General features: G+C 66.7%; 9 protein-coding genes. 7 read left to right on the top strand and 2 right to left on the bottom strand.

From position 1 onward, the window contains the following. Window positions 1-10: 10 nt before the first annotated feature. Together ACFE7K_RS04265 and ACFE7K_RS04260 are read right to left on the bottom strand one after the other, a co-directional pair. Entirely contained in the window at window positions 11-1,783 is a 1,773-nt protein-coding gene (locus tag ACFE7K_RS04265; RefSeq protein ID WP_375396923.1) for an ATP-binding protein, read from the bottom strand. Beyond that, a complete protein-coding gene (locus tag ACFE7K_RS04260; protein ID WP_375396922.1) occupies window positions 1,780-2,427 on the bottom strand; it encodes a LuxR family transcriptional regulator in 648 nt (215 codons plus the stop codon). The genes ACFE7K_RS04265 and ACFE7K_RS04260 overlap by 4 nt, the downstream gene beginning before the upstream one ends. A 139-nt stretch (window positions 2,428-2,566) precedes the next feature. Between ACFE7K_RS04260 and ACFE7K_RS04255 the strand changes: the two genes are divergently transcribed. From ACFE7K_RS04255 to ACFE7K_RS04225, 7 genes are all read left to right on the top strand, one after another. Next, window positions 2,567-3,214, top strand: coding sequence for a response regulator (locus tag ACFE7K_RS04255; protein WP_375396921.1), 648 nt, complete (start codon window positions 2,567-2,569; stop codon window positions 3,212-3,214). Window positions 3,215-3,375: 161 nt separating this feature from the next. Then, a complete protein-coding gene (locus ACFE7K_RS04250) occupies window positions 3,376-4,353 on the top strand; it encodes a hypothetical protein (RefSeq protein WP_375396920.1) in 978 nt (325 codons plus the stop codon). Window positions 4,354-4,364: 11 nt separating this feature from the next. Beyond that, the gene (locus ACFE7K_RS04245; RefSeq protein WP_375396919.1) at window positions 4,365-4,838 is read left to right on the top strand and encodes a hypothetical protein; all 474 of its coding nucleotides are present in this window, start codon (window positions 4,365-4,367) and stop codon (window positions 4,836-4,838) included. Between the two features lie 58 nt (window positions 4,839-4,896). Next, window positions 4,897-5,979 carry a hypothetical protein gene (locus ACFE7K_RS04240; RefSeq protein ID WP_375396918.1) on the top strand — a complete coding sequence of 361 codons (1,083 nt, stop codon included), beginning with the start codon at window positions 4,897-4,899 and terminating at the stop codon, window positions 5,977-5,979. Between the two features lie 123 nt (window positions 5,980-6,102). Further along, entirely contained in the window at window positions 6,103-11,031 is a 4,929-nt protein-coding gene (locus tag ACFE7K_RS04235) for a hypothetical protein (protein WP_375396917.1), read from the top strand. Further along, window positions 11,028-11,558 carry a hypothetical protein gene (locus ACFE7K_RS04230; RefSeq protein WP_375396916.1) on the top strand — a complete coding sequence of 177 codons (531 nt, stop codon included), beginning with the start codon at window positions 11,028-11,030 and terminating at the stop codon, window positions 11,556-11,558. Before ACFE7K_RS04235 ends, ACFE7K_RS04230 begins: the two co-directional genes overlap by 4 nt. Window positions 11,559-11,576: 18 nt before the next feature. Then, window positions 11,577-12,164, top strand: coding sequence for a PilZ domain-containing protein (locus ACFE7K_RS04225; RefSeq protein ID WP_375396915.1), 588 nt, complete (start codon window positions 11,577-11,579; stop codon window positions 12,162-12,164). The last annotated feature ends 12 nt before the right edge of the window (window positions 12,165-12,176 follow it).

The raw sequence follows: 12,176 nt of genomic DNA, 5'->3' as shown, positions 1-12,176 counted from the left end.
GACGCGGCGATCAAGATTGCCGGGCCTCCATCGCGTACAGATCGGCTTCCCGGTCGCGGACGACATCGAGCGTGAAGGCGAAGCGCGTTCCGCCTTGCGGGCGGTCTTCGAACCACAACGAACCTTCGTGCCGATCGACGATCTCGCGCGAAATGGCGAGGCCCAGTCCACTGCCGGCGCCCCGTTCTCCTTCGGCGCGCTCGAACCGTCCGAAGATTCGGCCGCGGAATTCCATGGGAACGCCGCGGCCTTCATCGTCGACCGTGACGAGCGCGCTTCCTGCCGGGGCGGTGGTCAGCCCAATCGTAACGACGCCCCCAGGAGGAGAGACGCGAACGGCATTGGAAACCAGATTGGTGATTACCTGGAGCAGGCGATCCGCGTCACCGGCTACCGTCACAACGCTTTCGGGCACCATGCAGGCCATCTTGACTCCCGCGGCGGTGGCCAATCCCCGGCCTTCCCCGCATGCCTGCGTCACGACCTCGCGCAGATCGATCGGATGCCGTTCCAGGTGCAGCCGGGCGGACTGGATCCGGTCGATGTCGAGCATGTCGTTGATCAGCCGGATCAGCCGTCGCGAATTGTTCTCGGTGATCTCGATCAGGCGGGTCGCCGATGGCGGGATCGTGCCCGCCGTGCCTGCGCGCAGCAGACCGAGCGCCCCGATGACCGCGGTCAGCGGTGTACGCAATTCGTGGTTCACAGTCGACAGCAATTCGTCCTTCATGCGATCGATCCGCTTCCGATCCGAAATATCGCGGACCGAAGCGACGATATGATCGCCGTCGGGAGGCCGCATGATACCAAGCGCGATGTCGACCGGGATCTCATGGCCATCGCGATGAACAATCTTGCAATCCGAAAGATAGCGATTGGCCAGTCGACCATCCAACAGACCGATCTGTTCGTGAAACGCGGTCGAGCCCGCAGACCGCGGGACGAGCACCGACACATCGCGGTGCTCAAGTTCTTCGGGTCGATAGCCCAGCATGGCGGAAGCTGCGGCGTTGATTGTCTCGATCGTTCCGTCGGGATTGACGATGACGATGGCGTCGATCGTGCTGTCGAGGATCGAACGGTTGCGCTCGGCCACGCCATGGGCTGCCAGGCGCAAGAGGTATCGGGCGTTGCTTTGCCGCCAGAGCATGATGGCGGCTGCAAGCAGCAGCAATCCTACCACCATGATAGCGATCCACATATACAGGCGGTCGACGTCCACGCGCCGTCGATAGGCGTCGACCCGGGCGGCGCGTTCGCGTTCGGCAAGGGCCAGCATTCTGGCCGATACCGCGCGCATTTCATCCATCAAGCTCCTGCCGCGCGTCGCCTGAACCAGCCGGACGGCCGCCTCGAGTCCCTGATCGCGACGCACCGCCGCGACCCGGTCCATCTTCGCGAACTGCCGCACGGCAAGGCCACGCAACTCGGCGCGCAGCCGTTCCTGGTCTGATACGCCGGCGCGTGTGCGTTGGAGCTTTTCGAAAGCGCGCATCACCTCGTCCCGCGCCCGAACATAGCCGTTCAGAAACGGCAGATAGCCAGTGATCACGAAGCCGCGCTGGCTCGATTCCGCATCGACAATCCGTGCAACGAGCATGATCGTCTGGATTTCGCGATCGAACGACGTGCGGGCTTGCAGCCGCATTTTCTCGATTGTCGCATATTCCGATCCCAGCCAGGACGAAACCGCTCCCAGGATCACCGGCACGGCCAGGGCGAGCAGCACAAAGCGCAGGATGCTGGGCCGCTGCGGCGCCATGGCGTCGAGACCGGTCGTCATGCTGGGTGAGGCCCGGAGTCGCCGAGCAGGGGCTGCATGGCGAGGAGCGCCTGCGCCCGGTTGTGCACGCCGAGCTTACGGAAGATCGAGGTCAGGTGCGCCTTGACCGTCGCCTCGGTGATGTCGAGGTCGCTGGCGATCTGTTTGTTGAGACGGCCGCCGGCGAGCGCCAGCATGACCCTGAGCTGGGCACCGGACAGCGTGGTGATTCGGTCGCGCGCGGATTGTGCATCGAGCGCCGGCATATCCATCGGCGGGAAGATCGCCTTGCCCTCGATTATGTCTCGCAACGCCACCGCCAGATCGTCCAGCGGCATGACCTTGTGCAGAAAACCGGCAGCGCCGAGGACTCCGGCAGCCTCGACAATCCTCTTGTGGCGATGCGCCGATACGATCACGATCGGGACGGCGCCAAGCAGATGCTGCAACCGAAAGAATCCGGAAAAACCGTGCGCATCAGGAAGAACCAGGTCCAGAAGCACCAGCCGATAGCCGGTCTTGCGCCGGGCAATCGCCTGTTCGGCTTCGCCGATCGATCCGGCATGGTCGATCGTGATGCCGGGCAGGGCAGCCCGTACGGCAAGCGCAACGCCCTCGCGTGATAGCGGATGATCATCAGCAATCAGCACATGCCGGCCGTTCACCAGCCTTGACTCCCCCTGTTAGGACCTGAACCATGTCCTCACCTGGTTTAAGAACCTGTCGCTTCCCCGTGGCATGTCCAATCAATTTAGGGCCATTTCGGTGCGGAACGGATTGCTAACCTTGCGAAATCCCATAGTTATGGTCGTGGATGACGAGCCTGCGAACCGCGTCTTTGTCGCCAATGTCCTGTCCGCCGCGCAATGGGACGTCGTCGAAGTCGAGGATGGTGCCGCGGTGATGGCCGTGGCGACCCGCGCCTCACCCGACCTGATCATCATGGACATCGACATGCTCTCGCTCGACGGCTGGTCGGCCACCGCCGCCATCCGCGCCGCCGGACCGCCGCTGAGTAACGTGCCGATCCTCGCTTATACGACGATGCGGCTGACCGATGCGGAGATACTGGCGCGTGGGATGAACGGGCGTTTGCCCAAGCCGTCCACTGCCGATTCATTGATTGCCGCGGTCGCGCCCTGGCGCCCTGATGGCGGGCTGGCCGGCGTCCACCGACTGATCGACGTGTTCGGCAGGGACGAGATGACGCGGCTGGTCTTGCGGTTTCGCGATCAGCTGGCCGAAGCGCTGGGCGCGCTCGATGCCGGTGCGGCCAATGCGTTGGCGCATCGCCTGGCGGGCGTGGCTGGGACGCTCGGTTTCGCCGAGGTCAGCGCAAGCTGGCTGCGCTTGTCCGAAGGGGACGAGTCCGCCTGCGACGATGCCCGCCACGATGCCCGCATCGCCCTCGCCTGTATCGACCGCGACTGGAGCCCGGCGAACCGCGGCTGAGCCGCCCGCGACTCGGCGCGGCTCGTCCTTGTCGCACCCGGGCTGGAGCCTTGGGCATTGCTCCGGAAATCATCCCGGCATTAGACTTTGGTCGCAATCCGCGAGGCACCGCCGATCGAGGTAATGACCGCTTAACCTGATCAAGCGTGCTCGCTTTGCCCATGAACTTGCGCAGACCGATGCGGGTGACAGGAGCGGATGAAGGCAGGGCCAGATACTTGGCCTCGGCGGCGCTGTGCCTGTATGCCCTTGCCCCCGCCGGCGCGGCGTTCGCAGCCACGCGGGCGGGCGCCAGCATAGCCAATATCGCGACGCTGAGCTGGTCGGACAACGGCCAGCCGCGCTCGGTGCCGTCGAATACGGTGTCGCTTACCGCCGCGGAGGTCCTCGACGTCACGATCGCCGCCGAGCGCGCGCAGATGGCGGTTGCGCCCGGCGCTATTGTGGCGGTGGGCTTTGTCGTGACCAATACCGGCAACGGTGCCGAGGATTTTGCGCTGACCGTCGCCAGCGACCAGGCCAATGTCGCGATTACCCGCATTGCCGTCGATACCGACAATGACGGCGTCTATGATGCGAGCCGCGATCAGGCGATCGCCGCCGGCGCCGCGTTGACCCTCGCCCCGGGGCAGCAGACGCGTATCTTCGTGATCGTCGATGGCGCGCAGGTGACCACAACGACACGGATTTCGGCGGCGGTCGCGGCCACGACCGGCAGCGGCGCGCCCGGCACCGTCTTTGCGGGCGCCGGCGACGGCGGCGGCGATGCGGTCGTCGGTGGGACGGGTGCCGCGGCCGGCGCGGCGACGTTGCTGACCCCGGCGACCGGCCAGCCCGGCCTGGTCAAGTCGCAGAGCGTGGTGTCGCCCGACGGCAATGGCCGCGCGGTCCGCGGGGCCATCGTGACCTATCGTCTGGTCGCCAGCTTTCCGACCGCGACGCGCGGCGTGGCGGTCGACGATCCGATCCCGGCGGGGACCGATTATGTCGCCGGCAGCCTGTCCCTCGACGACCAGCCGCTCAGCGACGCGCGAGACACCGATGCCGGCACGATCGATCCGGCCGGCATTCACGTCGCGCTCGGCGATGCCGCCGCGGCATCGACCCGCATCATCCAGTTCAGCGTCAAGATCCAATGAGGAGTGCATCCATGATAAAGTCTGTCTGCGCCGCCGCGCTCGCCACGGCGGCGGTCTCGACCGCGGCGATGGCGGCGGGTCCGTTGCAGGTCGTGTCGAAGGTCATGGCCGAGCAACGCGTCCGCGCCGCCGACGGCAGCACCAGCGTGATCCTCGGTCCGGCGAAAAAGGTCGTTCCCGGCGATCGCGTCATTTTCGTGCTGGCCTATCGCAACACCGGGCGCCAGCCGATCAGCGGCCTGGTGCTGGACAATCCGGTGCCCCGCGGGATCGCCTATCGCGGCCCCGCCGCCAATTCGCCCGCGCCCGACGTTTCGGTCGACGGCAAGACCTATGGCGCGCTCGCCGCCCTTCGCGTTCGCACCGTTGCCGGCGCCCTGCGCGCGGCGAGCCCCGACGATGTCACCAACGTGCGGTGGCGCCTTGCAGGCCCCCTGGCGGCCGGCGCGCAGGGCCAGTTGGCATTTCAGGCCGTCCTGAAGTGATCGTGCGGATCCCCCGCACTTGGCACCCCCTCTCTCTTTTGGTTCAGGAGTAACAGTAATGATCGGGAACAGGGTAAGATTGCTGCTGCTGTCGGGAACGGCCGCAGTCGCAAGCATCGGCACCGCGCATGCCCAGACAGCTGGCACGACCGCGGGCACCACCATCAACAATACCGCGGCGGTGAGCTATACCGTCAACGGCACGCCGCAGACGACCAATTCGACGACCGCGAGCTTCGTGGTCGACCGCAAGGTCAATTTCACGGTGATCCGCGACCAACCCGGCAACACCCAGGTCAATCTGGGCCAGACCGGCGCGGTGATGGCGTTCAAGGTGACCAACACGACCAACGGGACGCAGGATTTCCTGCTCGACCCGGATCAGGCGACGATCGCGACCGGGCTGATTCCGGGCACCGACAATTTCGACATGCTCAATCTCAGGGCCTATGTCGATGCGAACGGCAACGGCGTCTATGATCCGGGTGTCGATACCGCGCAGTTCGTCGACGAACTGGCACCCAATGCGTCGGTCGAGGTGTTCCTGGTCGGCAATGTCCCCACCACCGCTTCGGCGACCCAGGCCAATGTCAGCCTGCACGTGACGGTCGCGGCCGGCGGTCAGGCGGGCACGCAGGGCGCGGCGCTGGTTCCGACCGACCTCAACCTCGGCAACGCCGACAATGTCGTCGACGTGGTGTTCGCCGACGACGACGACGACAATATCGGCGCCGACGTCGCCCGCAACGGCCAGGGCCGCGCCTATGGCGCGTTCGAGGTCGCGACGCACAATGTCGCGCTGACCGTCACCAAGACCGCGCTGGTGCTGTCGGACGGCGTCAATACGATCAATCCAAAGGCGCTGCCGGGCGCGGTGGTCCAATATTGCCTCCTGGCCAACAATGCGACGCTGCTGACGCCGGCCACCGGCGTCACGCTGACCGACGTGATCCCCGCCAATACCACCTATGTGGCGGGATCGATCGCAATCGGCCTGCCGGGCGGCACCTGTACGCTGGCCGGTGCGCCGCAGGATGACGCGACGTCGTTCAACGCCGCGACCAAGACGGTTACCGCCACGATCGGCACGCTGGCCGGTGGGGCGAGCACCGCGGTCTCCTTCCGGGTGACAATCAACTAACGGTCATTCCCCTCATTCGAAAGGAGCATTTGCTCCGGCGCGCGGCAGCCCCCGCGCGCCGGACAGCGACCCGCTATGTCCTTTTTCCGTCCCCTCGCGCTCCTGGTCGCCCTGATCGGACTGATGACCGTCGCCCCCGCGGCGGCCGATGACGTGCGGGTTGCGAATACGGCCACGCTCGGCTTCGACGCGTCAGGCGGCCGCCGGACGATTTCCTCGAATACCGTCACGCTCGACGTCAATCGCGTCAAGCTGCCGACGCGGCTCAGCTTCCGCCTGCTGCCGGTCGGCTACGAACTGTCGGGCATGAGCTGCCGGGCGACGTCGGGAGGCCAGTTCACGCCGTCGCCGATCGACGCCGCCACGCTGGCCCGGGCACCGCCGCTCCGCGCGCTTGACGGCAATCAACCGATCATCCTCGTGCTCGATAATCCGGGCGGCAACCGCGATCCCGCGGTTCGCGAAACATCCTTTATCACGGTGTCGGTCGAAAGTTCGTCGATCCGCGTGCCGCTGCTCGAAACCGGTCCCGACACCGGGGTGTTCGCCGGCGGCTTGCCCGAGAGCGGCGCCGATTCTGCGCTTGCCGCCTGCGATCCGGCCCTGCTGCGCGGCGACCAGCTCCGGCTGAGCTTTGCCGAGGACGATTACAGCCTGGCCTCGGAGGCTGTGATGCTGGTCGATCCCGCCGGTTTCATCTTCGACTCGCAAACCGGCGCGCTGGTCAACGGCGCGCGGATCACGCTGCTTGACAATAATGGCCAGCCGGCCGTGGTGTTCGGCGACGACGGGATCAGCCGCTATCCGGCAAGCGTCGTCAGCGGCGGCGGCGTAACCGATGCCAGCGGCCGTACGTATCTGCTTCCGCAAGGAAATTATCGGTTCCCCCAGGTCGCGGCCGGGCGATATCACCTGCGCATCGAGCCGCCGCCCAATTACACCGCGCCCTCGACCCGGTCGGAGGCCGATCTCGCCCGGCTGAAGGATCCGACAGGCAAGCCCTTCCTGATCACCGGAGCGTCGTTCGGCGGCAGCTTTACGCTGTCGCAAACCGATCCCTTCTATACCGACGTGCCGCTCGACCGCGCCGGCGACACGTCGCTGCTGCTGACCAAGGTCGCCTCGGTGCGCGAGGCATCGCCGGGCGATTTCGTCCAATACCGCGTCACGCTGACCAACCGCGGCGGCGGCACGGCGGCCAACGTCCACCTCACCGACATCCTGCCGGTGGGGTTGCGCTTCGAGCGCGGCTCGACGCGGGGCGCGCCCGAGCCCACGGTGTCGACCGACGGCCGCAACCTCGATTTCTCGCTTCCCTCGATCGCCGCCGGCAGCGCTTTCGACCTCACCTATGTCGTTTCGGTCAAGCCGGGAGCGCCGACCGGCGAAGCGGTCAACCGCGTGCTTGCCTCCGGTGGCGGTGGCGTGACCAGCAACGAGGCGGCAGCGTCGGTGCGCATCACCTCGCTGCTGTTCACCGACGGCTTCACGCTGATCGGCCGCGTTACCGAAGGGGGCTGCGGCGATCCCAGCCGCGGGCGCAAGGGAGTCGCCGGCATCCGCCTGGTGCTTGAGGACGGCACCTTCGTCGTGACGGACAAGGACGGCTATTATCATGTCGAGGGCATTCGCCCCGGCCGTCATATCGTCCAGCTCGATACCGGCAGCATCCCCGCCTCGTACGAGCCGGTCGCCTGCGACAGCGACACACGTAGCGCAGGCAGCGCGATCTCGCGCTTTGTCGAGGCCGATGGCGGCCTGCTCAAGCGGGTCGACTTCCAGTTGCGCGCGACGGGCAAGGCCCCGGCAACCGCGACTGCCTTGCCGATTACCCCGGTGAGCGACGCAGAGGCGGCAGGCGACCGGGACTGGTTCGCCGGCCGGGAGCCCGGTATCGCGCTGCTGTTTCCGACCGCCGACTATAATCCGCGCGCGCCGGTGACGCGGATCGTCGTCCAGCACCGGCCCGGGCAGCGCGTCGCGCTGTTCGTCAACGGCGCCCCGGTCGATCCGATCACCTTCGATGCGATCGATGTCAACGACGCAAAGACGATCGCGCTGTCGCGCTGGACCGGGATCGCGCTAAACGAGGGCGACAACCGCATCGAAGCGCGCGTCTTGGACGCGAACGGCGCAACGGTCACCGTGCTGACCCGCCTGGTCCATTCGTCGAGCATCGGCACCCGCGCGACGATCGTGCCCGGGATGAGCCGGCTGATCGCCGACGGGCTTGCGCGCCCGCTTGTCGCGGTGCGGGTGACCGACCGCGACGGCCGTCCGGTGCGCGCCGGCACGCTCGTCCCGTTCCACGTCGACCAGCCTTATTCGGCGGCGATCGACGCCGAGCTCGAACAGGGCAACCAGCTCGCCGGTCGCGATCGTGCACAGACCACGGCGCGGGTCGTCGGCGATGACGGCATGGCCTTCATCGCGCTGCAGCCGACCACCCAGGCGGGGAACGTCCACGTCGTCGTCACGCTCGCCGACGAGAAGATCTCGCGTACCAGCGAGGTCCGCGCCTGGCTGTCGGGCGCGGGGCGCGACTGGATCGTCGTCGGGTTCGGCGCGGGCACGGTCGGCTATGACACGCTCAAGACGCGCAGTTCGGCGTTGCCCCGCGGCGTCAAGGGCGGCGTCGTCACCGACGGCCAGCTCGCCTTCTACGCAAAGGGGCGCGTCAAGGGATCGTGGCTGCTGACCATCGCCTATGACAGCGACCGCAAGCTGGATCGCACGCGCGGGTTGCTCGGCACGATCGACCCCGACCGTTATTATACCGTCTATGGCGACGGCTCGCGGCAGAGCTATGACGCGCCGACCGATCGCAAGCTCTACCTGCGGCTCGAACGCCGCGACTTCTACGCGCTGTTCGGCGATTTCGAGACCGGGCTGACCGACAGCCAGCTGACCCGCTACAGCCGCACGCTGAACGGGGTGAAGGCCGAATATCAGGGCAACCGGGTCGGCTTTACCGCGTTCGCCGCGAACACCGACCAGCTCTTCGCGCGCGACGAGATCCAGGGTAACGGCCTGTCCGGGCCGTACCGGCTGACCGGCCGCGACATCGTCCCCAACAGCGACAAGATCAGGATCGAGGTGCGCGATCGCCTGCGTCCCGAGCTCGTCCTGTCGTCGACCCAGCTGACGCGACACGTCGACTATGACATCGATCCGGTCGCCGGCACGATCCGTTTTCGCGAGCCGGTGCTGGGGCGCGACGCCGATCTCAACCCGACCTTCATCGTCGCCGATTACGAAACCTATGGCGCCGACCGGCGACTGGTCGCCGGCGCGCGCGCCGCGGTCAGGATCGCCGGCGGCAAGGCCCAGCTCGGCGCCAGCGTGCTGCGCGACGAGAGCGTCGGCAAGGCCACCGTGGCGGGCCTCGACCTCCGCGTGAAGCCGACCCCGACCACCGAGCTGCGCGGCGAGGTGGCGACCGGCGGCAAGTTCGGCCTCGGCACCGGCCGCGCCTGGCTGGCCGAAGTCGAGCATCACGACCGGCGCATCGACCTGATCGCCTATGCGCGCAGCCAGGACACGACGTTCGGGCTGGGCCAGCAGAACCTGGTCGAGGCGGGAACGCGCAAGTTCGGGATCGACGCGCGCGCCGCGCTGACCGACAGATTGGCGATGACCCTGACGGCGTGGAATTCGCGCCAGCTCGACGGCCCCGGCTCGCGCACCGCCGCCGACGTCCGCCTGGAATATCGCCGCCCGAGCGGGACCGTGTTCATCGGCGGTCAGTTCGCCGACGACCAGGGAATTGACGGCCAGCCGCGCGGCTCGCGCCTGCTGACGATCGGCGGCAGTCAGGCATTGTTCAAGGGCAATTTGACCCTGTCGGGCCAGGTGCAGGTCGCGCCGGGCGGCGACAAGGCCAGCGTGGACTTCCCGACGCGCCAGCAGCTGATGGCGGCCTGGCGCGTCCGGGATGGCATCCGCCTGCTCGGCGGGTACGAGATAGCGCAGGGCAAGGATTTCACGGCGCGCACCGCGCGGGTCGGCTTCGACGTCGCGCCCTGGACCGGCGCCAAGCTGATGGCGACGATGAACCGGCAGGCGATCGGTGAAGACGGCCAGCGCACCTATGCCGAATACGGCATGAGCCAGTCGCTGCCGCTCGGCAGGCGCTGGACGATCGACTTCACGCTTGACGCCAGCACCACAATGCGCGGCACCGTCCCCGCGGGCGCGTTTATCGACGCATTTGCCACCACCGCGACGGGCGCGTCCCTCGGCAATTACCTGAACGGCAACTACACAGCCCTAACCACCGCCGCCGGCTATCGTGCCGATCGCTGGTCGTGGAACGGGCGTGTCGAATATCGCCGCTCGGACGCCAACACCCGCTGGGGGATCACCAGCGATGCGCTGCGTTCTCTCGGCCAGGGCCGGACGCTTGCAGCCAGCATCAGATATTACGACCTGATCGACAAAAAGGGTGCCAAGGCCGCCTCGCTGGCCGCCGATATGGCGCTGGCGGTTCGTCCGCCCGACAGCCGCTGGTCAGTACTGGAACGCTTGCAACTGCGCCGCGAGAGTGCCGACACGGGGTTCACCGGCAGCAACATCCTCGGAGTTTCTGCGTACGGCAACGGTTTCCAGGCGACGCTGCGGGTGATCAACAACCTTGCGATCAATTACCGCACCGGCGGCGAGGGCGATGGCCATGGCTTCCAGGCGACCGTCTATTATGGCGCGAAATGGGTCCGCGGCAGCTTCGGCCCGGACGATTATCAAGGCTATGTCGACGCGGTCGGATTCGAGTTGCGCAAGGATGTCGGGCGGCGCTTCGATCTCGGTGTACAGGGGACCGTCCAGCATGCGTGGAGCCGCGGCGCGTTCGCATTCAGCGTCGGTCCCTCGGTCGGCACGGCGCCCGCGAAGAACCTGTGGCTGACCGCGGGTTATAACGTGTCGGGGTATCGCGATCGCGATTTCGACGACGATCGCTATACGCGCGCGGGCCCGTACGTCACGCTGCGGTTGAAGTTCGACCAGCTCTCGCTTGGCGGCGCCACGCGGGCGATCTTCGGAGGCGGACGATGAAGCGCGCGATCCTGATCTGCGCGATCGCGGCAATGCTCCAGCCGCGGGCGGCGGTGGCGGCGGACCTCGTCGTGACCAAGACCGTGGCCGTCATATCGGATCCGGTCGGCTCGGCGGCACCCAAGTCGCTGCCGGGAGCGGTGGCCGATTACAAGGTGCTGTTCACCAATCCGCTGGCCAACGCCGCCCAGCCGGTCCGCGCAATCGTGGTGGTGGACGTGCTTCCGGCCAATGTCATCCTGCGTGTCACCGACCTTGCCGGACCCGGCATGGGGCCCGTCGAGTTCGTCGATGGCAACCTGCTTGGCTTGGGATTGGGCAGCAGCGGGCTGACCTGCGGCTTCACCTCGCTATCGAGCATTACCGATTGCATTGAATTTTCGACCGACGGGACGACCTGGTCATACGTGCCGGTGCCCGATGCCGATGGGTACGATGCAAACGTCCGGGCAATCCGGGTGAAGCCGGTCACGACCTTCAGCACCACCGGCTCGTTCCAGCTTCGCTACCGCGTGAAGATCAAATGACCAAAAGAGGAAGGGATCATGGCCACCCGTGTTGAAACCCATTTCGCCGAACGGCGGGAAGAAGCACGCAACAAGAGCGTACTGGCGCTGGGCAAGATCGTGTCGGGCGGCCAAGAGCATATCTGCATGGTCCGCGATATCTCCGACAGCGGGCTCAAGATCGAGATGCCCGATCCACCCGGCACGGGCTGCTATGTCATCGTCGAGATGCTGGGACTCAACCCATGCGCCGCGTGCGTGGTCTGGCGGCTCGACCATCATGCCGGACTGGCATTCAGCGTGCCGCAGGACATCGATCGGATGTGCAAACGCGGCCGGGACGCCATGGGGATTACCGCGCGGGGGCCGCGCTTCACGATCAATCGCAAGGCCGAGTTATGCATCGACCGCAAACGGTTGCGCGTCGAGGTGGCCAATATCAGCGTGGGCGGCGTCCGGCTGCGCGGCATGACCGGTGTCCCGTCCAACCGGCCAGCGCAACTCACGCTGGGCACGTCGCCATCGCCGTTGTCGGGCCATGTCCGGTGGGTAGCGGACGACGACGCAGGGTTCAGTTTCGCACCTGCCCTGGATATACAGAAGCTGCTCAAGGAGGTGGCTGGCTGACTTTTGCGGGCC

This window comes from uncultured Sphingomonas sp. (assembly GCF_964244265.1).
Classification (GTDB): Bacteria; Pseudomonadota; Alphaproteobacteria; order Sphingomonadales; family Sphingomonadaceae; genus Sphingomonas.
This window is presented reverse-complemented; position numbering and strand designations above follow the sequence as displayed.